Genomic DNA, 24,952 nt, shown 5'->3' on the forward strand with positions numbered 1-24,952 from the left:
TCCGCTGCGCCGACTGCCCACGAACCGCCAACGGCGATCAGGTGGACAGTCGGCGTTGCCGAAGCTCAGAAGTTGTACTTGTCGATGTTGCTCGCATCGAACGTGGTCGGCGGCCCGAGAATGATTTCGCCGTGCGCGCCAATCGTGCGCTTGCCGAGCTTGCCGGCGTCGAACGTTTCGCCCTCCTTACCCGTGATCGTGCCCGACGCGAGCGACGCCGCCGCGTACGCGGCCAGATAGCCGAGCTCGCTCGGATCCCACAACTGGAACGCGGTCACGGTGCCGTTCTTCACGAACGCGCGCATCTGGTTCGGCGTGCCGAGGCCCGTCACCGCCACCTTGCCCTTGCTCGACGACGACGAGATATAGCGCGCCGCCGCCGCGATGCCGACCGTCGTCGGCGCGACGATCGCCTTCAGGTTCGGATACGCCTGCAGCAAGCCCTGCGTTTCGACGAAGGACTTCTGATCGTCGTCGTTGCCGTACGCGATCTTGACGAGCTTGATCTTCGAGTACTCCGGTTTCTTCAACTCCTCCTGCATCCACTTGATCCAGGTGTTCTGGTTCGTCGCGTTCGGCGTCGCCGACAGAATCGCGAACTCGCCCTCGCCGCCCATCAGCTTCGCGACCAGTTGCACCTGGCCGCGGCCGATGCCTTCGGCGTTCGCCTGATTGACGAACAGCTGGCGGCCCTCGGGCGCGGTATCGGAGTCGAACGTGACGACCTTGATGCCCTGACCCATCGCCTTCTTCAGATACGGCACGACCGCGTTCGCATCGTTGGCGGCAATCACGATCGCATCCTGGTGCTGCGTGATCAGCGTGTTGATGTACGACACCTGCGACGACGCGCCCGCATCCGACGGCCCGACCGCCTTGCCCACGCCGCCGAATTCCTTGATCGCGGCGAGGCCGCCGTCGTCGGCGATCACTTCGTACGGGTTGTTGATCTGCTTCGGCACGAACGCGATCTTCAGCCCGCTTTTCAGTTCCGCGGCGAACGCGCCGCCGCAGCTGATCGCGAGCAACGCGGCGCAGAGCGCGGCCATGCCGGTGTGACGTAGAGGTTTGAACATGAAGTGTCTCCTGCGTTGTTGTTGGACAGAGAGGGGAAGCTAGGTTGCGGATGAAGAAGACGTGGCGGCGGACTTCGCGATGAAACGCCGGTCGCGTGCCGCCCGCCAGCGCGCGACGAGGTTCGGAATCAGCACCGACGCGAGCAGCAGCACGCCGGTCACGATGGTCAGCGTTTCGCTCGATACGTCGTCGAGTGTCAGCGCGTTCTTGAGCACGCCGATGATCAGCAGCGACAGCAGCACGCCGACCATCGAGCCGCGTCCGCCGAAAATGCTGACGCCACCGAACAGCACCGCGGCGATCACCGACAGCTCGAAGCCCTCGCCGTTATCGCCGCGCGCACTCGTGAAGCGCAGCGTATAGACGATGCCCGCGAGCGCGCTGACGAGACCCGACAGCACGAACAGACGCAAACGGATCTTCGCGACCTCGATGCCGGAGAACGCGGCGGCGGTCGGATTCGCGCCGATCGCATAGAGACTGCGGCCGAACGCGGTGGCTTGCAGCAGAACCGTGAACAGCACGGCGGCGACGATCACGATCACGAACGGCAACGGAATGAACGTGGGGCCAAGCGTGTTCATGCCGAACGCCGTATACGCGGCCGGAAAATCCGCGACCGCCTGATCGCCGAGCAGCACATACGCGAGACCGCGAAACAGCGCGAGCGTACCGATCGTGACCGCGAGCGACGGCAGGTTCAGCTTGACGATCACGAGGCCGTTCAGCAGGCCCGCCAGCGCGCCGGCGATCAGCACCACGACGATCACGACCGGCATCGGCAGCCCCATGTGCCACAGCACGCCCATCAGCGCGCTCGACGCGCCCAGCACCGACGCGACCGACAGATCGATTTCGGCGGCGACGATGATCAGCGTCATCGGCAGCGCCATCAGCGCGATCTCGGTCAGATCGGCGAGCACGTTGCTCAGGTTCGCGCCGGTCAGAAACACCGGCGACAGCCAGCGGCCCAACACCAGCGACACGATCAGCACGATCACCAGCAACACTTCCCATTGCAGCGGCGTTTCGCGCTTGCGCGTGAGCAGCGCGGAATCGGGTTTAGCCATGATCGCGTTTCCTCATCATGCGTTTGGCGACGGAGCGGGCCAGCAGCGTATCGGCGGCGATCGCGGCGACGATCAGCGCGCCCTGGATCGCCTGCTCCCAGAATGGCGACACGTGCAGCACGACGAGCGCGATGCTGATCACGCCGAGCACGAGCGCACCTAGCGTCGCGCCGAGGATCGTGCCGACGCCGCCCGTAATCGCGACACTGCCGACCACCGCCGCCGCGACGACCTGCAATTCGATGCCCTTCGCGGTGCTGGCATCGACGGTGCCGAAGCGCGCGAGCCACAACGCGCCCGCAAAGCCCGCAATCGCCCCGGACAACAAAAAGCCCGACATCACGCGACGCTCGACGTTCACGCCCGCAAGCCGCGCGGCTTCCGGATTCGAGCCGATCGCATAGTGCTCGCGACCGCCGCGAAACTGCTTCAGATACACCGACAGGCCGGCGAGTACGACGATCGCGATCAGCGCGAGCGTCGGGACGCCGAGCAGCGTGCCGGTCGCGAGCCGCGAGTACGCGTCGGGCAGACTGGTCGCGTTGATCTGGCCGCCGTGCACCCATGCGTAATCGGCGCCGCGAAAGATGTACAGCGTCGACAGCGTCGCCACGAGCGAAGGCACGCGCCCCACCGCGACGAGCAGCGCATTGATGCCGCCCGCGACGAGCCCGATCGCGAGCCCCGCGGCCAGCGCGACCAGCACCGGCATATGCGGGAACCCAACGTACAGGCTGCCCACCGCGTACGCGCTGATACCCACCGTCGAGCCGACCGACAGATCGATATGCCGCATCAGGATCACGACGGTCATGCCGGCCGTCAGCAGACCGATGATCGACACGTTCAGCAGCACGTCGCGCAGGTTTTGCAGATTCAGGAACTGCGGCTTCGCGAGCCCGGTCCCCGCGATCAGCAGGATCAGCACGACGAACAACGTGGTTTCGCGGCTCTTCGCGACGCTCGCGACGAGGCCGCCCGATGAAGCCGCGGAACGCTTCGGCAGCGACTGCCGCACCGGCGCGGGATGGGTCGAATGGCGCATCATGCTGCACGTCCCAATGGTGAAAGTCCCTGACCGAGCGCGGCGCCCATGATGCGCTCCTCGTTCGCGTCGGCGCGCGCGAGCTCCGCGCTGATGCGGCCTTCGTGCATCACGAGCACGCGATCGGCCATACCGAGCACCTCGGGCAACTCGCTCGAAATCATTAGCACGGCCATGCCATCGCGCACGAGTTCGGCGAGCGCGCCATACACCTCGGCTTTCGCGCCAACGTCGATGCCGCGCGTCGGTTCGTCGATGATCAGCACTTTCGGGCCGGTCGCGAGCCACTTGCCGAGCACGACCTTCTGCTGGTTGCCGCCCGACAGCGTACCGACCGGCGCCCCCGGGTCGCTCGCCTTCAGGCGCAGACGCGTGCCCCACTGGTTGGCGAGCTGCGTTTCGCTGCGCGTCGACATGAGCCCATGCCGAACGAGCCGTCCGAGCACCGTCATCGACGCATTGCGCGCGATGCTCAGTTCGAGCGCGAGCCCTTGCTGGCGGCGATCCTCCGGCACGAGCGCGAGCCCGGCGCGCACCGCGGCCGCGGGCTTGCCGGTGTCGAGCCGCTTGCCGGTCAGCCACACTTCGCCCGAATCGAGCGGATCGATACCGAAGATCGCCCGCGCGACCTCGCTGCGTCCCGCGCCGACGAGGCCCGCGAGCGCGACGATCTCGCCGGCGCGCACGTCGAACGAGACATCCTTGAACACGCCGATGCGCGTCAAGCCGCGCACCGACAGACGCACGTCGCCCGGTGTGCAATCGGCCTTCGGATAGAACGTTTGCAGATCGCGGCCGACCATCCTGGCGACGATCGCGTCGGTGCTCAGATCGGCGGTCAGCGCGTCGAAGACTTTCGCGCCGTCGCGCATGATCGTCACGCGCTGCGTCAGCGCGAATACTTCGTCGAGCCGGTGCGTGATGAACAGAATCGCGACGTCGCGTTCGCGCAGCTTGCGCACGATCGCGAAGAGCCGCTCGACTTCGGGCTGCGACAATGCGGCCGTCGGTTCATCCATGATCAGCACGCTCGCGTTCAGCGACAACGCCTTCGCGATTTCGATCACCTGCTGATCCGCGATCGACAGACCACGCACCAGTTGATCCGCGCGCAACTCGACGCCGAGCGACGCGAGCAGTCCGTCCACTTCGCGATGCATCGCGTCGTACTGGATGCGGCCGAAGCGGTCGACCGGCTGCCGGCCCATGAAGATGTTCTCCGCAATCGACAGATCGAAGAACAACGTCGGCTCCTGATAGATGACCGCGAGCCCGGCGTCGCGCGCTTCGGCCGGCGTCGCGAAGCGACGTGGCTCGCCGTTCACCAGAAGCTCGCCGGCGTCGGGTTGATGCACCCCGGCGAGAATTTTCACGAGCGTCGATTTGCCCGCGCCGTTCTCGCCGAGCAGCGCATGCACCTCGCCGGGCCACAGCACGAGGTCGCCGTCGGACAGCGCGCGCACCCGGCCGAAGGATTTGCTCGCGTGCCGCAATTCGAGTCGCGGCACCGTGGAAGGGGATGGCTGCACTGCGTGTCTCCTTTTTTGCGGCTGTCTTCTCTTCGACGCGCGGCGCGTCAAATCCGGTAGTACTGTTCCGCGTTGCGCCGAAACAGCGCGTCCTTCTCAGCGTCGCTCGCATCGCCAACGATCGCCGCATACGCACGCCACAAATCCGTATACGAACCAAACAGCCGGTCGACCGGAAAATTCGACGCGAACATCGCACGTTCGACGCCGAACGTATCGATCGTTTCGAGCACATAAGGCCGCAGGCTTTCGACGGTCCAGTGATGATCGAACATCGCGAGCCCGCTGATCTTCACCGCGACGTTCGGACACGCCGCGAGCAGGCGCATGCCTTCGCGCCACGCGCGGTAACCGGCCACGCTATTACGATCGACGAACATGCCCGCATGATTGACGACCAGAAGCGTGTCCGCATGCGCACGCGCCAAGGCGGCCGCCTCTTCCATTTGCGACGGATACAGTTGCAGATCGAACGACAGGTCGTAACGGCGCAGCAACGCGAAATGCTCGCGCCACCGCGGCTCGCGCATGTAGTGACGGCCGACGTAATCGAACAGTTTGTTGTCGTGCACGTTGAGAATCTGCCGGATGCCGCGCGTATTCGCGAACGACGCATGCGCTTCGAGCAACGCCGGCGCATTTTGCGCGGACAGGTCCACGGCGGCGACGATCGCATTCGGCATGCCGCGCGAGGCGTCGCGATCCGCAATCGACTGCAACCAGCGCGTTTCCTCGACGGGATCGGCCGGATCGTGATTCGCTTCGACGTGCACGAGCTTCAGCACGTCGACGTCGCCCGCTTCACCGAGCAGATCGTCGAGCAGATAGTCGTGCTTCAGATCGCGCGCATCGCCGACGAACGACACGCCCGGGTTCTCCAGCCACGGATAGCGATGCGTCTTCAGATCCCACAGATGGATATGCGAATCGACAACCTGCATGCGGCACCTTCGTCCGGTGAAAAGCGTTTCGAGGTTCGTGCGTCGTTGCGGGGTTCAGCTGCGTTCAGCTCGACTCAATGACTGAGATGAAAGACCGGTTCGAGCGTCTGCGACAGCGGCGTGTGATCGGGCGCGGTCTGCATGATGTCGGCCATGTAATCCCACCATTTGCGCATCACGTCGAGTTGCGGCAACTGGTTCATCGTGTGATCGCTGGTGCGCGAGAGCACCGCGAAAAGATGATGCGTGTCGGGATCGAAGAAAATCCGGTAGTCGCGCACACCGGCGTTGTGCAGCGCGTCAACGAGCTCGGGCCAGATCTGCGTATGACGCCGTTCGTATTCTTCGCGCATGCCGGGGTTCAGCACCATCCGAAAAGCGATTGTCTCCATGGCGGCCTGTCTCCTGTCGACCTCTTCGAACGACTATAATTCCTGCATCGATAGCCTCTCAATCCGTTGTTGGGATTGGTCGATCCACAAACCGAATCGCACGGGCACTCCTACTGGCACCATGAGCCAACATTCAGCCGCCGTCGCACTCGTCAATCGTCTCAAGTTCAAGCATCTCGCCCTGCTCGTCGCACTCGACGACACCCGCAACCTGCATCAGGCCGCCGAGGCCGTCAACGTCGCGCAACCGAGCGCGAGCCGCATGCTCGGCGACATCGAGGAAGCGTTCGGCTTCCTGCTGTTCGAGCGCAACGCGCGCGGCATGACGCCGACGCCGCTCGGCGTCGTCACGCTCGCTTACGCGCGCCGTGCGCTCGCCGAGCTCACACGCTTCGCCGAAGACCTCGATGTCAAACGCCGCGGCGGTCACGGCCAGTTGACCGTCGGCGCGATCATGGGCGCCGCGCCCGATCTGCTGGCGATGTCGGTCGCCGCGCTGAAGACCGAAAGCCCGCTGCTCAGCGTGCGCATCCTCGGTGAAACAAGCGATCAGGTCGTGCAATTGCTGCATCGGCGCGAGGTCGATCTCGCGCTGGGGCGCCTGACCAACCCTCTGCAGCACAACGACTTCAGCTTCGAGCCGCTCGCGCGCGAAACGCTGCTGCTCGTCGTGCGCGCCGTGCATCCGCTCGCGCGGCGCACGCGCATCACGTTGCGCGAACTGGTCGCGTGGCCGTGGGTTGCGCAACCCGTCACGAGTCCGGCGCGCGTGCTGTTCGAGGAAGAACTCGCGCGTGCCGGGCTCGCCACGCCAGTCAATCTGACCGAATGCGCGTCGATCTTCGCGACGCTGCAATTGCTCGAGAATTACGATGCGGTCGCGATGCTGCCGGAGTCGGTCGTGCGCGATCATGTGCGCGGCGGGCTGCTGGTCGCGCTGCCACTCGAAATCGGCAAGAGTCTCGCGGGTTTCGGCATTCTCACGCGCAAGGAAGAGCAGCTCGCCGAGCCGGCGCTGCGCTTCATCGAACTGCTGCGCGGCTTCTCGCGCGACCTCGCGCGCGACGATCCGGCCGCCGCACCCGGCACGCCGACTACGCCCGTCACGGTCAATTGACGCCCGCATCGCGCGTCGCTTATTGCAGGTTCACGAACAGGCCGCCGTCGACGAGCAGCGCGGCGCCCGTCACATAGCGCGCGCGGTCCGAGGCGAGAAACACGACGCAATCGGCGACGTCGTCGGGACGCCCGAGGCGGCCGAGCGGAATGCGCTTTTCGAAGTAGGCCTTCTTCGCTTCGTCGGCGAGATCTTCGGCGTTCAGATCGGTCGCGATCGTGCCCGGCATGACAGAGTTGCAGCGGATGCCGAACGGCCCCAACGCGATCGCGCACGACTGCATCAGCGAATGCACACCGGCCTTGGTCGGCGTGTAATGCGTTTGCATGCCGCCGCCCACCAACGCGCTGATCGAACTCGTCGCGACGATCGCGCCGCCGGTGCCCTGCTTTTTCATCTGCTGCGCGGCAGCCTGCGTGACGAAGAACGCGCCGTTCAGATTGACCGCGACCGTCGATTCGAGCACGTCCGCCGGCATGTCGAGAAAAGCGTGAAACGGGCAGATGCCGGCATTGCTCGCGAGCACGTCGAGCTTGCCGAACGCGTCGAGCGTCCGTCGCACCAGCTCCTGGCCGGTGTCGCGCGCCGCGACGTTGCCTTCCACCGCGATCGCGCGCCGCCCCAACGCCTCGATTTCGCCGACGACTTCCTCGACCGCCGAGCGCCGGCCATACGATGCGTCGTTGTCGCCCCAGTAGTTGATCGCCACGTCCGCGCCTTCGCGCGCGCAGGCCACCGCGATCGCGCGTCCGATGCCGCGCGAGCCGCCGGTGACGATCACGACTTTGTCCTTGAGCAGCACCCTAATCTCCTTTGCGGCGGTTCGCCGTTCGGCACAGGTTCAAAACGTTCGACACGTTCAATGCTGATAAGGCCGAACCAGCGCGCATTCCGGATTGAGCCGCACGCCAAAGCCCGGCGTGTCCGGCACCTTCATACGCCCGTTCACCGGCACCGGCTCGTCGAGCAGCAGCGGATTGAACATCGGCACGACCTCGTCGGCTTTCGGCGCCATCATCAGAAACTCGGAGAACGGCGAGTTATGGCGCGTGACGACGAAGTGATAGCTATACACCGACGACCCATGCGGCACCACCATCACGTTGTGCGCATCGGCGAGCGCGGAAATCTTGATCAGCTCGGTGATGCCGCCGCACCAGCCGACGTCGGGCTGGATCAGATCGCAGCACTGCATCTCCAGCAGCATCCGGAAGCCCCAGCGCGTCGCCTCGTGCTCGCCGGTCGACACCATCATGCCGCGTGGCACGTTGCGGCGCAGTTCGGCGTAACCCCAGTAATCGTCGGGAGGAAGACATTCCTCGACCCATTTGAGGCCGTATTCGTGCGCGCCTTGCGCGAGCCGCGTCGCGTAGCGCAGGTCGAGGCTCATCCAGCAGTCGTACATCAGCCAGAAGTCGTCGCCGACGCGCGAGCGCATGTCGGCGAGCTTGTCGAGGTTTTGCCTGAGTCCGTCTTCGCCTTCCGCGGGACCATGCTGCAACGGCAGCTTGCCGCCGATGAAGCCCATCTCCTTCGCGAGATCGGGCCGCGCGCCGGTCGCATAGAACACCAGCTCGTCGCGCACCGGGCCGCCCAAGAGCTGATACACGGGCTCCTTGCGAACCTTCGCGAGCAGATCCCACAGCGCGAGATCGACACCGGAAATCGTGTTCAGCACGACGCCCTTGCGCCCGTAGTACAGCGTCGCGAAGTACATCTGATCCCACATCTTCTCGATGTCGGTCACCAGCTGCCCTTCGAGAAAACGCGCGAGATGCTTTTCGACGATGAACGCGCCGATCTCGCCGCCGGTCGTCACCGCGAAGCCCACGGTGCCGTCGCTCGCTTCGATCTCGACGACCAGCGTGCCGAGCACATTGATGCCGAACGACTGACGGCTCTGGCGGTACTCGGGATAACGCGCCATCGGCGTCGCGATGTGATCGTCGATCCAGTGTCCGCCGGCCTGGTCGTGATAGTCCGCGCCGCCGCCTCGAACGATGAAGGCACGCACGTGCCGGATGGTAGGCATGGCCATGAAAGGGCTCCGTGAGAGAGGCGTCGAAGCGGCTCGACAACGCGCGTTCGACGCGTGTGCAATACGCTGCGGGACGTGAGCACTGCGTGAGCAATGCGCGAGCAGCGCGCTCAATAGGTGGCGCGGCCGCCCGACAGGTCGAATACCGAGCCGGTGCTGAACGCGCAGTCTTCGGAAGACAGCCACAGGATCAGCGACGCCGCTTCTTCCGGCAGCAGGAAACGGTTCATCGGAATCTTCGACAGCATGTAGTCGATGTGCTGCTGCGACATCGAATCGAAGATTTCGGTCTTGGCCGCGGCCGGCGTGACCGCATTGACGAGGATGTTTCTGGTCGCGAGTTCCTTGCCGAGCGACTTGGTGAGCCCGATCAACCCCGCTTTCGATGCGCTGTAGTGCGAAGCATTCGGATTGCCCTCCTTGCCCGCCACCGACGCGATATTGACGATGCGGCCGTAGCCCTGCTTCAGCATCTGCGGCACGACCGCGCGGCAGGTCAGGTACGGACCGATCAGATTCACGTCGATCACGCGGCGCCACATGTCGGGCGCAAGCTCCCAGGTCGTGCCGTTGCCGCCGGTGATGCCCGCGCAGTTGATCAGCACGTCGATCGAGCCGTGCCCGGCGACCGTTTGCGCGGTGGCCTGCTGGACCGCGGCGTCGTCGGTCAGCTCGACCGTGATGGCGCTGACCTTGCCGAGTTCGCTCAGCTCGCGCTGACTGCGCGCGAGCCGTTCGCTATCGACGTCCCACAACGCGACCGACGCGCCCGAGCGCAACGCCCGCTGCGCGACCGCGTAGCCGATGCCACGCGCGCCGCCGGTGATGACGACCGTGCGCCCCTCCAGATCGATCCGATTCATTGCTGTGCTCCTGTAGGCCGCCGTGCGGCGTGCCATCGAGTTGTTGTATATCGCTGCAGTCAATATACGGGCGGCGCGATGCGCCAACAATTCGACTATTCGCGGGGGCGATAGCAAAAGTGGATCGGCAGCGGGAGCGGGCGCTAAAGGGAAGCGAAGCGGCTAATCATCGGCAGCGACGAAAAGCATCGAGACATACAGAATGGTCGACACGACGATGATGCCGACGCCGAGCAGCACCTTGGTCTGGTCGAAGTTGATCCCGCCGATGATCGCAATGCCGATCCCGAACACCGACGATAACGTGCCGAGCGCCGCGAGGCCCACGTGTATCTTGCTGCGGACCAGCCGTTTGCGCTCCGATTCGGCAGTGGTTTCCGTTTCGCTCTGTTCCATTCCCCGCTCCTTCGCGCGCGACGCGATGACCATCGTGAAACCTGAGCCGCAATGGCCGGCGCGACGTCGAACCGCCGGTTGCGGTTCTACGCCGTGCACCTCGATACGCTTCAGCGTAGTTTATTTAAGCCTTCTCGATCGCCGTTATTTGACGTCCGCGCCATTGCGCGACACCGACGCCGCGATGGCCGAGACGAATACCGCGCGCACCGAATCGCCGACCTTCAGTTTCTCGAGCGCAATGTCCGGCGCCACGTCGAGCGTTTCCGTGCGCGACGGCCCGCGCAGCGTGATCGTGCGCTTCTTGCGATCGATCTTGCGCACCGTCGCGACGACCTCGATGCGCCGCGCCGATGCAACGACACCGTTGGCCGCAGGCTGTGTGACTTCGGTATCGATGCGCTGGCGGATTCCGTTCGGCGCGAGCTTGTCGACGCCGACCAGCACCGCCTTCTTGTACGCAATCGTCACGACGTCGCCGACATGCAGCTTGCTGACGTCGGCGGCTTGCGGATTCACGTCGAAAGTTTCCTCGCCGCCTTGCGGGCCGCGCAGCGTCACGCTGTTCGTCGCGGGATCGATCGCGACGACGCGCGCCTGCACGTGCAGCAGCGCGGCGGCGCCAATTGCCCGCTGTTCCGGCGCGGACGCGGCCGCGTTGTCCTGTGCCAGCGCCGGACCCGCCGCGGCGACGCAAACCACCAACGCAACCGCGATCGCCTTCACCCGCATGAGCCCGGAGTCCGTTGAATTACAAGCCATGAAATGCTCCTTTTGATTGCGTCGATGTTACGGCAAATGTTTTGTCGCGGATCGCGTACTACGCTTAGCACCGGCAGGTGCACTCGCTTCGAATAAAAAGAAAAACGGACTATTAATCGCTTTTAGCGGACGGGGTTACGCTTTTTGAAACCAATGGCGGTTCCTTTCTAATGCGTCGATTTGTCCTGGAGAGCCAATCGCGAAAAGCGCGTGCTTCTCCATGCGATGCAATCGGTATGCGGAGTCGTGGCGGATGAGCTTGCGCAAGGAGCCGCGCGGCTTTGCGCATGCGTTCCCGCGAGCGTCAGCGGAGGGGTAGAGAGCTAGCCATAACATATTCCTCGCAACGAGAAGGACTACCGGGCGACCCAACGTGAGCGGGTCCGGAAATTGCCGAACGTTATGACTATTTCAAACGGTTTCGGGGATGCTAGCAAACGCGCAAAGGAATGGCAAGACAAGTGGCTGCGCATCGCCATTCCCGATTAATCGGGTTTGCCGCGTCAAATCTTTTATGACGGTGGGCAATTCATTTGCCATAAAAATATGATCGCTGCAATTCGCTGAGCTCAGAGGCCCGGCGACGCCGTCCTCGCTCTGACTCTGTCCGGTTGCCTGACAACAGTCGAATCGGCGCATTCGATATGCATTGAAAAGCGGTGGGCGCGCGGCAGATTGGCAATCGCCGAACGACTCCGCACAAACCCTTAATGGATGATACTGAAGCGATTACGCATCGCTGCGCGACGAATACAAAAAATTGTCGTCAATCATTGGAATACTGCGAACACGGCTGTATTGATGGAGCGAATTTTGCCGTCAAGGCAACGAAAAAGGACGCCTGAGCCGATGGCCACAGTCATGTGGGCATCATAGGCACAGCGTTTGCTCAAGCTCGCGTCACCGTCTAACGCACACATTTGTTTATCGAAAGGACACCACACATGGTCACGACTCGCCCCTGCACCGCCGCTTGCGTCATCGACGGCCTCCTCGTCACGCTGACGTTCTATCCGGACAACGGCGTGTTGCGTATTGCCGATTCGTCCGGCGCCTGTCTAAGAGAAACGCGCTGGCATGGGTCATGGCGCGCTCTGCTCGAGGAGTTCCGCGGCTACTACGAAGCGGCGGAGAACGACGCGGCGCGCGGCGTCGACGATATCGTCGCTCGCCTCGGCGAGCGCTGCGCTGAGGCCCAGCGGGAATCGGCATTCGCGTGAAATGGCATGCGCTTGCGATCAAGCGCGTGAAAGGCGGCGGCGGCAGCGCTCGGCACCTGTTCGTTGCCTCGCGATCCGGGGTCGTTCCTGGCGCCCCGCTGCCGCTCGCGAACTCTGGTCATTGACCGAAATAAGTCTTGCACTCCGTGCTGAACGAGCATGACTGGCTGCGCCGGCCTCCCGCTTGCGACTCGCCCGCCGGAACACCACCATACGACGCGTTGCGTATGCCCTGCTCACGCGGGTCCCAGTTCTGACCGAACGACATGTCGGTCGTCGCCTGCGCCGATTCGTCCGCGTCGTGCTCCATCATCGCGCGACCCGACACGGCGTGCTCCGCCTGGCCGCTCAACTCCTCGGCGATGGCCGTTCTCGGCGCGAGAAACAGAACGGCGGTCGCGGCAATCATCAATATACGTACTCTCATTTCCGGACTCCTCGAATCCGGCGCAGCAGCGTTCGTCCTCCACAAGAATTGATCCGCGAACAGCCAACCTGCCCAATCGGGCCGAGGAACGGGTCGATGCCAATGCGCTACTGCTGCGACGGGTCACCGAACTAAACAGATGAAGAATTACCGCGCTTGCAACCGATACTCGACGCGTTCCCGAGCGTCGGCGGAATCGGCGCGCACAAGGCGGCTGTAAGTCTGCATTCGCAGCTTGTCGTCCTTCTTTTATAGTTCGCGCACCCCGGAATTCAATCCAGGAGCTTCCAGCAGTGTCGCCAATCGTCCACACCGTTCGATAAACCGCATTCACCGACAAATTCAACGTGAACTAAGCGTGCTTTGCTCGCGCATTGCGCTATCATGTTGCTACAACGCACAAAAAGCGAACCCGCACGTCGACGAAAGTCCGGTGAAAGACGGACAGCGTGGAATGACTCCATCCATTCGCAATCATTGCATCGAGACACAGAGTTTTTCATAGCGAACGTCAGGCTTACCGGCCTCGTTCGTCGCGTTGCGACATGCTGAAATATTTGCTGATCGAGACTCTCGGTTCGAGGGTCGGTTGTTCCAGCGGCCGTCTTTGTCCGAGGCCGTATTGCAATTCAGGGAGCAACGTTTTTTAACCCGGCACATGGCATTTCCGTCAATCGACAACCCCACCGCGGGGCGGCCCCATTCAGTCGGGCTCGATGCTTCGCAGCTTTTCCCCGCAATCTGTCTTCGACAGCACGCTGCACGTTTTAGAAGGACGAATATCCTATGGACGAAAGGAAGCGAGATAGCATGATTGCCTATCTCCGCCATCGTATGGAAGAGTTTGGTATCAGACCAGAAGACCTTGCCGCAGCGCTGGCGACCGAGTCATTGGCCAAAAAGGCTGAGCGCTATCGCAATGCGACCGGAGACAGCTGGGACGGCAATGGCGAAATGCCGCAATGGTTGAAGCAGGCTATTAGTGCCGGCCAGAGCATTGAGCATTTCGAATTGGCCGCAAAACCGGCGCCCCCGCCCCAACCGAAAAAACAGGTGGACTGGTCGAACGACCCGTTCGCCGGCACGCGGCTCGGGCGCCCGAATAACCGCTAGGTGCAGGCCGCCGCGCTCGAAGGCGCGGGCACAATGGCTGCGGCTTCGAAACGAACCGCCGTGCCACGCACCGGTTTTGCGCCACCGCTTGCCACATTGACGGCATTCACCGTATTCCCCGCATTGACGGCATTCGCCGCATCGACGAGATTCGCGTGATTCGAGGCAGGCTGCGCATATTGCGGCAGCTCGATAAGCGCGCTGACCTGCCGGACGATCTGCCAGAAGGTCTTGTCGAAAAGACAGGCCTGCTCGTCAGCGGACCCGTGGCCGCCCGCGAGCGGATCGGTAATGGTCCAATAGACGAACGCCGGTGCGCCGGGAAATACCGGCGCGTGCAGTCCGCCGACGAATTCGTCGAGCGCGATCACGATATCCATGCGCGGCGCCCATTCGCCGGTGAATTCGAGCCAGCTTTTAGGGCTCAGCACCGCGCGCCCGGAAATGCCGGGCCGCAATTGAGCGACCGCGAGTGGATGAAGGCGCGCGGCCGGTTCAGGGCCCGCGCTGAACGCGTCGAACCGGTGCCCCGCCAGTTCGCGCAGTAAAGCTTCGGCAATGATGCTGCGGATCGAATTATCGCGGCAGAGAAACAACACCTTATATTTTCTGGACACGCTTACCCCGTACCGATGTTTTTTATTGGCCTCTGGGCGGAATTGTGCCGCTCCAGTCTTGCGCCCCCGTGACACTACGGCGTCTTTATTATTTGCGCCTCGGGATTCGCACCAGGTATCTCGACTCACGGGCACAGAGCACAACTTTGCGAACGATGGGCAGTGTACCAGTGTCCGGCCCACTGTTTCAGCACCCTGTCAATATTTGCCAGATCAACCGACGCTGCCGTCGGCCCGCCGGTCCGGCATGATGGGCCTGGCCCGGTCGCCGTCGGCGGCGGGTCAGAACTTCAGGCTGTTGAGGAACTGAAACCACAGGTTGCCGAGCGCGCCGGCCGGATGCATGTCGCTGACGGTTTCGTCGCGCTTCGCATGGTTCTCGCGTCTGGAAGGCTGCGTGTCGTGAGGGGCGGTTTGCGAGGCCGCGCCGGTGTCTTGCGCGCGGTCCGCCAGTTCGGGCTCGGACGCCTCGGCTTGCGCCGCTTGCGCGCTGTTCGCGGTCTTTCCCGCGCGCTGGGCGTTTTGCGCGGCGTCCGCCTCGTCGCGGCGCGCGGCCTGCAACGCCGCGACGCTGTCGGCGATCTGCGCGGCGCGCTGCGGTTCGCATTGCCGCCCGAGCAGCACGCCGAACAGCACGTCGCGATTGTGGCCCTGGTCGGCGAAGCGGATCGCGATCGACACCATCTCGGCATACGCGGCTTCGTCGGCCGCGCGCGCCGCTGCCTCGCGCTTCGCCTGCGCGCGTTGCCGACGCGTGTGCTGCGCCTCCCACTCGCGCATCTGCTCGGTGTAGACCGCGTCGTAGACATTGCGCTGCTCGGCATCGGACAGGATCGCGTACGCGTCCTTGATTTCCTGGAACGCCGCGCGCGCCACGTCCTCCGCACCGTGGTTGCGGTCCGGATGCCACTTCATCGCGGCTTTCCGGTAGGCCCGCTTGATTTCGTCGTCGGTGGCGTGCGCGGGCACGCCGAGCGTCTCATACAGGGTTGCCATGCTGGACTCGATCTCGCGAAAAATCACTGCGGGCATCGTAGCATGCTAAAAGCGGCGTCATCGTGACCCGGCCTCCACGCAAGCACGCGCATGCCGGCATTGCCGCGATGGCACGGCGGCAGATCGTCCTCCAACGGCCCACGAAAAAAAGGCCCCACCACTTGCGTAGCGAGACCGAGTCCCATGTCTAAGGAGATGTCATGGAGGAGACGAGCCCATCTTATCGTCAGACCCGCACGCGCCCAACCAACGGTTCGCCATATGCTTATCGGCCGCGCGCTCACGTGCATTGCAAAGCGCCCGCCGCGTCGAGCCATGCGACTGCGAGCCTGGCCTGCGCACCGAGCCCCGCCACCTCCATCGCCGCTGACGGTCGTCCCGCGCGCGTCCTGCACGCGGTCTGAATACTCCCCGGCACCGTGACGCCGCCGCAATCGCGCGCGGCGCCACGCTTTGCGCCGAGCGACCGTGCGCCACATAACAGACACCGCGCCTCCACGCGAATAGAGTCACCGGAAACAGCGACTTCGATCCAATCCGGGCTTCTGATTACCACAGCGGCCCCGCGCTGATTTGCTTTCGACGAAAGATTGGTTCAACCGCTGCGCAGCGCGCCCTACGCTTGACCTGCCCGCCGCTTCACTCACCTATGGCAACGACAGGGCCGCGCCGCACGCATTGGTATTCCGCACGACATTCGCGGGCACACAGACAAGTCAAGATCATGAACTCACACATCCGCTACAAGGGCTACGAGGTCGAAGCGGCAACGCAACTGCTCCCCAACGGATTATTCGCCGCCAATCTGACGATCGAGCAGCGCGACGAGAATACCCGCAAGGCTTATTCGTTCGACGCGCTCGACTACTTCTTCGACGAAGAGCATGCGCTCGCCTACGCGTCGGACTGGGGGCGTATGTGGATCGATAATCACCAATAAGGCGATCCCGGAGCGCATCGATATCGATGACAGCGAGCGCGACACGCGTTGTGCATCGCCCGGCATCGGGTTTGAGGCGGATGTGCCAGAATAGGCGAACCCTTGCGTTCGCTGTCTGCCCGCGTGACCTGTCCGCTACTTCGACGGATGCAGTCGAAACTCGCGCCGCCCGCGACGCACCCATCGATACGGAGACGCCGGTCATGACATGGACCGTCGACGCACAGCTCGCGCTCAGCGCGACACAGGCGGTCGAGGCGCTGCAATCGGGCCGCCTCAAAGCCGCCGACTACGTCGCCACCCTGCTCGCGCGCGCCGCCGCGCTCACGCACCTGAATGCGCTCACCACGCTCGACTTCCACGGCGCGCTCGCCGCGGCGCAGCGCATCGACGCATTGCCGCCGGCTGAGCGGGCACGTCTGCCGCTCGCCGGTTTGCCGATCGTCGTCAAGGACAACATCAACACCGCAGGTCTACCGACGACGGCCGGCACGCCCGCGCTCGCGGGCTTCGTGCCGAACACCAACGCCCCATCGGTGCAACGCCTCGTCGACGCGGGCGCGATCGTGCTCGGCAAGGCCAACATGCACGAACTCGCGTTCGGCATCACGAGTACCAACCTGTCCGCGCACGCGGGGCCGGTGCGCAATCCATACGATCCGTCGCTGATACCGGGCGGCTCGTCGGGCGGCACCGCGGTGGCGATCGCCGCGCGCATCGCGCCCGCCGGACTCGGCACCGACACCGGCGGCTCGACCCGCATCCCGGCCGCGCTGACCGGCACCGCGGGCTTGCGTCCATCAGTCGGCAATGGCGGTGCCGAGCGGCGCTATCACGACCCCAACGCGGTGGTGCCGATCAGCCATACGCGCGACACCGTTGGGCCGATGGCACGCAGCGTCGCCGACCTGGCGCTGCTCGACGGCGTGATCACCGGCGACGGCGCGTTGCCTGCGATTGCGCTCGATGGCTTGCGCATCGGCTTGCCCGCGCCGCTGTGGGATGCTCTCGAGCGACAGGTCGAGGACGTCGCGCGCGCCGCACTGCAAAAGCTCGAAGCGGCGGGCGTCACGTTCGTGCCGGTCGCGATGCATGAGTTGGAGTATCTGAACGGGATGGTCGGCGGTCCGCTCGCCATTCACGAAGCGCGCGACGACGTGCTCGCGTGGTTGATCGCGAATCGGGCGCCGGTGCAAACCGTCGCCGCACTGGCCGTGCGCATCGCGAGCCCGGATGTGCGCGCGATCTACGACGACGTGCTCGCCGACGTGCTCGGCTCGCACTACTCGGCGGCGCTCAACTACTGGCGACCGCGGCTGCGGAACTACGTCGCCGCGACGTTCGCGAATGCCGGTCTCGACGCGTTGCTGTTTCCGACGACGCGGCTCGTCGCGGTACCGATCGACGATCTGAACGGCTCGTCGACGGTCACGATCGACGGCGGTCCACCAATCGATACGATGGAAGCGTTCCTGCGTAATACCGACCCGGCCAGCACATCCGGCATTCCGGGGCTGTCGCTGCCGGCGGGTATCAGCGCGAGCGGGCTGCCGGTCGGCCTCGAACTCGATGGACCGCTCGGCTCGGACAGGCGCCTGCTGGCCATCGGTGTCGCGTTCGAAGAGGTACTGGGAACGTTGCCCGCGCCGGTGCTTTAAAGCCCGTGTTTCACGTGCGCGCCATCAGGTTTGTGCTTTAATGCCTGCGCGTTGCAGCCCGCATTCCGACGCTTTGCCCGCCCGAACCTCCCCCTAAGCGACGATGACGAACCCCGCCACCGCCCTCTCATCTCGCGGCCTCGTACGCCGCGTCGTTCACTTGAGCGCCGTGCTCGCGGTCGCTTTCGCCGCCAGCGCCTGCGCGCGCCTCGCGACGGTCGATTCCAACGCGCTGTGGAAGATCGTCGACATCCGCTGCGTGCCGTCGCAGCAGGCCACGGGCACACCGGGTCAATGCACGGTCGTCGATCTCGACAAACGCTACGTCGTCCTGAAGGACATTCTCGGCCGCTCGCAGTTTCTGCTGATGCCGACCGATCGCATCACCGGCATCGAAAGTCCGCTGATCCTCGCGCCCGATGCGAAGGACTACTGGCGTGACGCGTGGGATTCGCGTCATTACGTGCAGCAAGCGGTCAAACGCGAGTTGCCCGACGATCAGCTCGGCCTCGAAATCAACTCCGAATCTCGTCGCTCACAAAACCAGCTGCATATCCACATCGACTGCATGCGGCGTGAAGTCAGCGCCGCGCTCGCCGATCACGCTCACGACACGCCCGGCGAGTGGCGTTGGCAGACGCTCGATGGCGAGCGCTACAGGATCATGCGGGTGAACTCGCTGAGCGGCGCCGACAACCCGTTCCGGATCGTCGCCCGCGACAATCCCGATCCGGCGACGATGGCCACCCAAACCATCCTGGTTACCGGCGCGGGACCGTCCGCGGCTCGGGATGGCTGGCTGATCGTCAACAGCGGCATCGACATCGAAGGCGGCAGCGGCACGGCCGAAGGGCTGCTCGATCACGCGTGCCGCGTCGCGGACGATCATTGAGCGTTTGCCGAACACGCAGAATTGGCCCGCACCAGCATGCGAGCAACGGTGTCATTGCCGGCCCGCGCCGTGCAAAACCAGCAAGGTTACGGTTTTCGGCGGCAGAGTAAGGTGCAATTGGCCGCTCGCATAGTCGGTGTCGTGCAGACGGGATATGGCATTGTCCATGAGTTGCCAGGTCTGGGCTTTGCCTTGAATCACATCAAAGTTGTTGATCGCAATGGTGGCGTCAGCCGGTTGATCAAGCTGCTTGTTGATCACCACGATGGTCATGACGCGGTCGTGATCACGCACGGCGGCAAAAGACGAGACCCGATCCGGGTCGGGCTGCGTGTCGGCGATGCTGGTGGTGCCAAAGCCCGAGCCCTGGCCATCGTAGTTGCGATAGAGCTTGATCGCCTTGTAGACCGGCATGTCCCGATTCAATGTGCCCCAGCGCGTGGCAATGTCCAACCCTTCCCGGCCAAAGATGCCCAGCACGTCGGCCTGGGCCGTGGCGCCGTTCATGGTCGTATCGCCGCCCCAACTGTATTCCGTCAGCGCGATCGGCGTACCGGCGTAGTAATAGCTGTCGACCCACCGCCGCATCAACGGAATCAGGGCCACCACGCTATTGATCCAGGTCGGATCCTTGTAGCTCGTATCCCACAGGTCGCGCGTGGAGCGGTTACGGGCGAGTTCAATGGCAGGCGTTTCAGCCGTGGCCGCATTCTGGTTTTCCTTGAATTCTCCGCCCTGCGGGTAAAAGTGCAGGCTGAAAACGTCGACAGGGCGGCCGGCCTGCTTCCATTGCGTGAGCAGCCATGGGACGTAGTCCATGCCTCGCGTTTCGTTTTCCCTGTCCGGCGGATTGCCCTGACCGTGCGCGGCGAAGTACTGCTGATCGAAGCCGCTAAAGCGATACCCGGTCCAACCCCACTCTTCCGGCGCCACGACCCGCGCGCCCGGGTCTGCCGCCTTCACGGCGTGCGAATAGGCGATCACCTTGTTCGCTACCTCGCTGGCATGGGCGCCGATGGGATGCATGTCGCGATGGTTGAGTTGCCACAGACTCGGCTCATTGTCCATCAGGTAGTAATGCACACCGTCCGAGCCGGCACTACCGGATCCACGCATGAGTTGCCTGACGCGCTCCTGCTGGCTCTGCGGATCGTCCAGCAACGAAGCATCGTCCGGGTCGTTCCTGATAGGCGTGCCGTCGGGTGCGATGCCGTTGCCCGCGTCAGACAAACCGTGAGCGTCGACACTCTGCTGCTTGCCGTACCTGTTGACCGAAAAACTGACGAGCGGCTTACCGTCCTTATCGAGTCGCGCTACCCTGCCGATCATCGGGATGGTCAGCATCGGTAAAGCGTGTCCGTCACGGGTAAGCGCCGCAAAACGGTCGTTGTATTGGTAGATGTCTTTTGGATCGGTCGGCAGGCTTTCGAAAAACCAGTCCTGGCCCGTGTTGTGAGCGTCGAGCCGCCAGTTGTAAGCCGAAGCGGTGTTGCCGCCCGAGCGGTTGATCGGCACGCGCAGATCCCGCAGGATTTCCGCCGTCCCGAAGTTCAAGCCATAGATGAGCGGACTGATTGGATGCCGGTTGGCCGCGGCATCCACCGTAATGATCACCGGCAGCGGCGCAGCCATGGGCAGATCGGCGTAGAGCAGCGCGCCCGCCCCTAGCATCATCGCCATCAAGCTATGGCAGTTAAAGTGTGCTGGCTTCGACATGCGGAGTCCGTGAGTCTATGGCGCTGGATTTCGGCACGACGACCGTATCTTCCGCTTCGAGCGGCGACTGCAGATCCCGTTCGTCCAATTCCCAAACGACGAGCCTGGGCGGTGTCTGAGCATAAGCCAGACTTGCGAAATAGGCGCGCGCCGAGCCGCCGAACTTGCCGCCCTCGCGTGCGAAATTACCCACGCCTGTTCCGAGTGCCAAAGCGAGCTGAGGCACGAAATCGGACGTCGTCGAATAAGAAGTGCCGATCACGGCGATGCCAGGCAGATCGGCATCGCCGAACAGATCGTCGGCTGACGCGGCCGCCTGAGCCTGAGGAATGTAGTCACGGCTGGCCGCAATCTCGGGCCTCGGCTGCCAGGACGGCGGCAAATCATCCAGGCCGGCCAGACGCACAAGATCGCCGGGCCGCCGGCCGGGAGGCTTGTCTGTGACGCGATAGTCGGGCTTACTCGAACCCAGCGGGACCCCCATCGCACGGATGCGCTGCGCCACGGCCTGCGCCGCGGCACCCGCGCCGTCCTCGGTCCAGTGCGTGTCAGTCCGAAAAAAAGCGCCGCCCGGCGCGCCACGCAGCGCCGCACTGAGATCCAGCACCTGCACGCCGTCAGCGGTCAGACGCGAGGTCCAGTCAGCGAGACGCGCACCCAACGAAACCGGACGATACAGACTGCACAGATGTTGCGGCTCGATACGCGACTTGTCGGGCACCACGACGACCAGCAACGCGATACCGTGCCTCGCCAGCTCGCGCTGCACGGCGGCCACCGTGTCCGCGCGCGTGGCGAGATGACTGTCGCTATCGGCGTACACGCTGAGTTCGTCGCGCAGGAACAACCAGCCCGGGCAGCCCTGCCGCACGCGCGGCCCCAGATCGTGCAGCGTCAGCCAGCCCAGCGCACGCTGCGCGCGCGCCGCGTCGGCGGCGATCGGCGTATCGGCCATGCGATTGGCGAGTTCTTTCGATACCGCACCGTCCAGAATGCCGGCCCGGGTCACGGCATGAGGCAACACCGATTCGGTCGTCGACGCTAACCTGAGATTGGAAAGCAGGCCCGCGAACAGGAAGATCATCAGGATGACGGCAGCGATCTTGCTGGCGCGCGAGGCGGGTAATTGAGGTAGCGGCTTGGGATCTTCCATGGCGTCAGAACTGGAAGTAGAGGAAAGGCACCGCGCCGCGCGCGACGATCAGACCGAACGACAACAGAAAACCCGCTAGCGGCCACCCCGCCTGCCATATCTGCCGTAGCGCCGTGTCGGGAAGGCTATCCCAACGCTGTTGCCAGAGCGGCAGCAGCACGCACACGATGCCCAACCCGGCAGCCAGAGCGTGCACGGGCCGCAGCAGCACGAGCGTCGCGTCGCTCAAGCCGATGCCATTCAAACCGAACTGGCCGCGATACATGGCGAGCGCGGCAGGGAAACCCGCCGCGCGAAACAGTGTCCACGCGAGCATGACGAAAACCAGCGTCAGCACGTGCGATAACCAGGACGGCATGGTCGGCATATCGAACCGGCGCCAGAGGCGCGCGACCATCAGGGCGATGCCATGAGCGAGGCCCCACAGCAGGAAGTTCCAGCTATCGCCGCCGTGCCACAGGCCGGCGATCGCCATGGTCAGCAACAGATTGCGGCAGGCTTGCCACTCACCGTGGCGGTTGCCGCCTAGCGGGATGTACAGGTAATCGCGTATCCAGCTCGACAACGACAGGTGCCAACGGCGCCAGAAATCCTGAATGCTGCTGGCAAGGTACGGATGGTTGAAGTTCTCGGGAAAGCGAAAGCCCAGCATCTGCCCCAACCCGATGGCCATGGCGCTGTAGCCCGCGAAATCGAAGAACAACTGCAGCGTGTAGAAACCGCAGCCCAGCCAGGCGTCGGCCAGCGTGGGCGCGTGCAACGAGAAGATCGCGTCGACCATCGGCGAGAGTGTGTCGGCCACCAGCACCTTCATGCTCATGCCCACCATGAGCCGCCTTGCGCCGGCTGCAAAACCGTCCCAGTCGATCTCGCGCGACACCAGCTCGCGCCTCACCCACGCATAGCGAATGATCGGCCCCGCGATCAGATGCACGAACATCCCCTGATAGGCGCCGTAACGGATCATGCTGCGATCGGCCGCCACCGTGCCGCGCTGCACGTCGATCAGATAGGAGATGGATTGCAGCACGATGAACGAAAGCCCGATGGGCAGCACGACGTGTCGCCAGGGGATGGACCCTGCATGGCCTGCCCCCAGCACACTGTCGAGACTATCGACCACGATGTTGGCGTACTTGTACCAGCCCAATATCAGGACGTTGACGACGATGAACACGGCCAGCCAGCCACCGCGTGCACGCTGGCTCGGCGCCCTGTCTATGACCATGCCGCCGAACCAGCCCCAGAAGGTCAGCGCGATGAACAGCAGCAGAAAGACCGGGCTCCACCAGCCGTAGAAAAGCCAGCTGCAAAACAGCAGCACGCCATTGCGCCAACGCGCGGGCAACGCGACGTAGATCGCCAGAAAGGCCGGCAGAAACAGCGTCAGGAATTCGAGGGACGCGAAAACCATGCATCGTTCTCAATCGAAAAAGATATCTGGACCGACGCGCCATCGCGAAACACACCGAACCCCGCTCTGCCCGTCGTAACCAGATGACAAACGGGGAACAGCCGGAAATCGGCGATGAGCGGCGTCGCCTTCAAGGAGGAGGCGCAAATGCGATCAGTGGCTCACCGCGTCGTTCGCCATGAAGATGCGCGAATGCGCTCCGCCCGGCACGAGCAACACCGTATAACGCTGCCCCGCCGCGAGCGTACCCAGGCTGAGCGGCTGCCCCACAGGCTGGCCGCCGCAGACCAGCTGCACCGAGAGGGCGACCGGGTTGACCTGGCGCCGCCTGGCTTGTCCCACAGCCACGCCGTCGAGCAGCACGATGTCGCGGCCCGGCACTTTCAGCGTGGGTGTCGCGCAGCCAGCGTCGAGGTTGTAGAAAGCCACCGAAGCTTTGAGCGCATTGAAGTCGTCGGGTTTTTCGCGGACCGTCACCGTATGCAGGCCACCCGCTTTATCCGCGCCATCGAGCGCAACGATGCTGACGAACTCGCCAGGCTGCACCGTCGCCGATACGTCCTGGTGCGCGCTACCGGCTCTCAGTGTGCCGGCCACCGGTTTGCCGGCGGCGATCGGAAGGAAGTGAGTGGCCGGGTTCGCGGCGTCGAGCGTCAGACGCGCTTTCGACCCCACCGCGCTCACGTCGACCGGACCCGAACCGCCATCGACAAAACGCACGAACGACGAGTCCTCTGCGGGACCGGTCGGGTATAGCGGAATTTCTGCGGCCATGGCCGGCTGCACGGACAAACCGAGACCGGACAGAGCGAAGCCGGACAACAACAGGGAGGAGAGGAAATTTTTCATTCTTTTCTCAAATGGGAAACCTGGGCAGGCGCAGCTCGAAGCCCGGCGTGTCATTTCTGCGGAACGACAGGCAGCTTGACCAGTGCCTTCATGATGTCCGTGCCCCAGTACTTGTAGCCGGTCGTCGTCAAATGCTGACCATCGACCGTCGCCCATTCGCCCGGCCTGGAAAACGTGAGCGAGTCGATGTACTGACACGGCGCGACATTGGCGGCGAGGAAAGACGACAGCTGCTTCACACGGGCGAAGCTCTTCTGATACTTGCCGCCCTCGGTGCCCCAGACCGGCCCTACCCAGACGCAAGCCGTCTTGTTGGCGGCCAGGTCTTGCGTCAGCGCCGTGACCTGCTGCCAGGCCCAGGCCTTCGGGAAATCGTCCTTGCTGTATCCGCCGATCGTGTCGCCCTGGACGATGATGACGAGCTTGGCCTTGTTCGCGGCGATCAATTGATCGACGGGTTGGGTCTTCGCGTTGTGGTCGATGACCAGGGGCGCCTTGCCGTTACGCTCGGCGCCACCGCATGTGCCGGGCACGGACTTCACCCAATCGCCGGGAATACTGCCGCAGACGCTGTAGGTATGCACCTGCGCGCCAGCGGCGATCAACTGATCCTGCAACGTATCGATGAGATAACCGGGTTCGCTCAGATGGCTATCGCCGACTATGAGAATGCTGAGACCAGCAAGTACGGAAGCAAGCATGACTCTTCGACTCCTGAAAAATAATC

Annotated in this window: 25 protein-coding genes; 6 read left to right on the forward strand and 19 right to left on the reverse strand. The window is 63.9% G+C overall.

What is annotated here, in order from left to right:
* Positions 1-65 precede the first annotated feature (65 nt).
* From rhaS to rhaM, 6 genes are all read right to left on the reverse strand, one after another.
* Positions 66-1,076 carry a rhamnose ABC transporter substrate-binding protein gene (rhaS, locus tag HDG34_RS32110; RefSeq protein WP_184066155.1) on the reverse strand — a complete coding sequence of 337 codons (1,011 nt, stop codon included), beginning with the start codon at positions 1,074-1,076 and terminating at the stop codon, positions 66-68.
* A gap of 39 nt (positions 1,077-1,115) precedes the next feature.
* On the reverse strand, positions 1,116-2,147 hold the full coding sequence (locus HDG34_RS32115) for an ABC transporter permease (RefSeq protein ID WP_184066158.1): 1,032 nt from the start codon (positions 2,145-2,147) through the stop codon (positions 1,116-1,118).
* The gene (locus tag HDG34_RS32120; RefSeq protein ID WP_184066161.1) at positions 2,140-3,195 is read right to left on the reverse strand and encodes an ABC transporter permease; all 1,056 of its coding nucleotides are present in this window, start codon (positions 3,193-3,195) and stop codon (positions 2,140-2,142) included. Before HDG34_RS32120 ends, HDG34_RS32115 begins: the two co-directional genes overlap by 8 nt.
* Complete coding sequence (locus HDG34_RS32125) at positions 3,192-4,721, reverse strand: sugar ABC transporter ATP-binding protein (protein ID WP_184066164.1); 1,530 nt, start codon at positions 4,719-4,721, stop codon at positions 3,192-3,194. The genes HDG34_RS32120 and HDG34_RS32125 overlap by 4 nt, the downstream gene beginning before the upstream one ends.
* A 47-nt stretch (positions 4,722-4,768) precedes the next feature.
* Positions 4,769-5,662, reverse strand: coding sequence for an amidohydrolase (locus HDG34_RS32130; protein WP_184066167.1), 894 nt, complete (start codon positions 5,660-5,662; stop codon positions 4,769-4,771).
* Between the two features lie 74 nt (positions 5,663-5,736).
* Positions 5,737-6,054 carry an L-rhamnose mutarotase gene (rhaM, locus tag HDG34_RS32135; RefSeq protein WP_184066170.1) on the reverse strand — a complete coding sequence of 106 codons (318 nt, stop codon included), beginning with the start codon at positions 6,052-6,054 and terminating at the stop codon, positions 5,737-5,739.
* Positions 6,055-6,175: 121 nt separating this feature from the next.
* Here rhaM and HDG34_RS32140 point away from each other — a divergent pair, with 121 nt between their 5' ends.
* Positions 6,176-7,171 carry a LysR family transcriptional regulator gene (locus HDG34_RS32140; protein ID WP_184054564.1) on the forward strand — a complete coding sequence of 332 codons (996 nt, stop codon included), beginning with the start codon at positions 6,176-6,178 and terminating at the stop codon, positions 7,169-7,171.
* A gap of 19 nt (positions 7,172-7,190) precedes the next feature.
* Here the strand turns inward: HDG34_RS32140 and HDG34_RS32145 are convergent, their stop codons facing one another.
* The 5 genes from HDG34_RS32145 to HDG34_RS32165 form a co-directional block, all read right to left on the reverse strand.
* On the reverse strand, positions 7,191-7,973 hold the full coding sequence (locus tag HDG34_RS32145; RefSeq protein ID WP_184011280.1) for an SDR family NAD(P)-dependent oxidoreductase: 783 nt from the start codon (positions 7,971-7,973) through the stop codon (positions 7,191-7,193).
* Positions 7,974-8,030: 57 nt separating this feature from the next.
* Positions 8,031-9,209, reverse strand: a complete 1,179-nt coding sequence (rhmD, locus tag HDG34_RS32150) for an L-rhamnonate dehydratase (protein WP_184066173.1) — start codon at positions 9,207-9,209, stop codon at positions 8,031-8,033.
* Positions 9,210-9,319: 110 nt separating this feature from the next.
* Positions 9,320-10,072, reverse strand: a complete 753-nt coding sequence (locus tag HDG34_RS32155) for an SDR family NAD(P)-dependent oxidoreductase (protein ID WP_090810144.1) — start codon at positions 10,070-10,072, stop codon at positions 9,320-9,322.
* Positions 10,073-10,234: 162 nt separating this feature from the next.
* Positions 10,235-10,468, reverse strand: coding sequence for a hypothetical protein (locus HDG34_RS32160; protein WP_184066177.1), 234 nt, complete (start codon positions 10,466-10,468; stop codon positions 10,235-10,237).
* Between the two features lie 144 nt (positions 10,469-10,612).
* Positions 10,613-11,230, reverse strand: a complete 618-nt coding sequence (locus tag HDG34_RS32165; protein WP_184066180.1) for a copper-binding protein — start codon at positions 11,228-11,230, stop codon at positions 10,613-10,615.
* Between the two features lie 944 nt (positions 11,231-12,174).
* On the opposite strand from HDG34_RS32165, the gene HDG34_RS32170 reads away from it, so the two are divergent.
* Positions 12,175-12,450 (forward strand): hypothetical protein, encoded by a 276-nt coding sequence (locus HDG34_RS32170; RefSeq protein ID WP_184066183.1) that lies wholly within the window; start codon positions 12,175-12,177, stop codon positions 12,448-12,450.
* 118 nt (positions 12,451-12,568) lie between these two features.
* On the opposite strand, the gene HDG34_RS32175 is transcribed toward HDG34_RS32170, so the two are convergent.
* Entirely contained in the window at positions 12,569-12,877 is a 309-nt protein-coding gene (locus HDG34_RS32175; protein ID WP_167368698.1) for a hypothetical protein, read from the reverse strand.
* 786 nt (positions 12,878-13,663) lie between these two features.
* Between HDG34_RS32175 and HDG34_RS32180 the strand changes: the two genes are divergently transcribed.
* The gene (locus HDG34_RS32180; protein WP_184066186.1) at positions 13,664-13,990 is read left to right on the forward strand and encodes an H-NS family nucleoid-associated regulatory protein; all 327 of its coding nucleotides are present in this window, start codon (positions 13,664-13,666) and stop codon (positions 13,988-13,990) included.
* Here HDG34_RS32180 and HDG34_RS32185 read toward each other — a convergent pair.
* Together HDG34_RS32185 and HDG34_RS32190 are read right to left on the reverse strand one after the other, a co-directional pair.
* The gene (locus HDG34_RS32185; RefSeq protein WP_311734899.1) at positions 13,987-14,736 is read right to left on the reverse strand and encodes an arsenate reductase ArsC; all 750 of its coding nucleotides are present in this window, start codon (positions 14,734-14,736) and stop codon (positions 13,987-13,989) included. The two genes, HDG34_RS32180 and HDG34_RS32185, sit on opposite strands and share 4 nt — an antisense overlap.
* A 153-nt stretch (positions 14,737-14,889) precedes the next feature.
* Complete coding sequence (locus HDG34_RS32190) at positions 14,890-15,603, reverse strand: J domain-containing protein (protein WP_184066189.1); 714 nt, start codon at positions 15,601-15,603, stop codon at positions 14,890-14,892.
* A gap of 724 nt (positions 15,604-16,327) precedes the next feature.
* On the opposite strand from HDG34_RS32190, the gene HDG34_RS32195 reads away from it, so the two are divergent.
* The 3 genes from HDG34_RS32195 (at position 16,328) to HDG34_RS32205 (ending at position 19,093) form a co-directional block, all read left to right on the forward strand.
* Positions 16,328-16,543, forward strand: a complete 216-nt coding sequence (locus tag HDG34_RS32195) for a hypothetical protein (RefSeq protein ID WP_008917353.1) — start codon at positions 16,328-16,330, stop codon at positions 16,541-16,543.
* Positions 16,544-16,746: 203 nt separating this feature from the next.
* Complete coding sequence (iaaH, locus tag HDG34_RS32200) at positions 16,747-18,201, forward strand: indoleacetamide hydrolase (RefSeq protein WP_184066192.1); 1,455 nt, start codon at positions 16,747-16,749, stop codon at positions 18,199-18,201.
* A 103-nt stretch (positions 18,202-18,304) separates the two neighbouring features.
* On the forward strand, positions 18,305-19,093 hold the full coding sequence (locus HDG34_RS32205; protein WP_184066195.1) for a CDP-diacylglycerol diphosphatase: 789 nt from the start codon (positions 18,305-18,307) through the stop codon (positions 19,091-19,093).
* Positions 19,094-19,144: 51 nt separating this feature from the next.
* Here HDG34_RS32205 and HDG34_RS32210 read toward each other — a convergent pair whose 3' ends face one another.
* The 5 genes from HDG34_RS32210 to HDG34_RS32230 form a co-directional block, all read right to left on the reverse strand.
* Positions 19,145-20,809 (reverse strand): glycoside hydrolase family 44 protein, encoded by a 1,665-nt coding sequence (locus tag HDG34_RS32210; RefSeq protein ID WP_184066199.1) that lies wholly within the window; start codon positions 20,807-20,809, stop codon positions 19,145-19,147.
* Entirely contained in the window at positions 20,787-21,962 is a 1,176-nt protein-coding gene (locus HDG34_RS32215) for an alginate O-acetyltransferase AlgX-related protein (RefSeq protein ID WP_184066202.1), read from the reverse strand. Before HDG34_RS32215 ends, HDG34_RS32210 begins: the two co-directional genes overlap by 23 nt.
* A 4-nt stretch (positions 21,963-21,966) precedes the next feature.
* Positions 21,967-23,376 (reverse strand): MBOAT family protein, encoded by a 1,410-nt coding sequence (locus HDG34_RS32220; RefSeq protein WP_184066205.1) that lies wholly within the window; start codon positions 23,374-23,376, stop codon positions 21,967-21,969.
* Positions 23,377-23,529: 153 nt separating this feature from the next.
* Positions 23,530-24,225: an alginate O-acetyltransferase AlgF gene (locus HDG34_RS32225; protein ID WP_184066208.1), complete on the reverse strand. Its 696-nt coding sequence runs from the start codon at positions 24,223-24,225 to the stop codon at positions 23,530-23,532.
* A gap of 50 nt (positions 24,226-24,275) precedes the next feature.
* Positions 24,276-24,926 carry an SGNH/GDSL hydrolase family protein gene (locus HDG34_RS32230; protein ID WP_184066211.1) on the reverse strand — a complete coding sequence of 217 codons (651 nt, stop codon included), beginning with the start codon at positions 24,924-24,926 and terminating at the stop codon, positions 24,276-24,278.
* Positions 24,927-24,952: the final 26 nt, after the last annotated feature.

Source organism: Paraburkholderia sp. HC6.4b (assembly GCF_014200875.1).
In the GTDB taxonomy this organism is placed as follows: Bacteria; Pseudomonadota; Gammaproteobacteria; order Burkholderiales; family Burkholderiaceae; genus Paraburkholderia; species Paraburkholderia tuberum.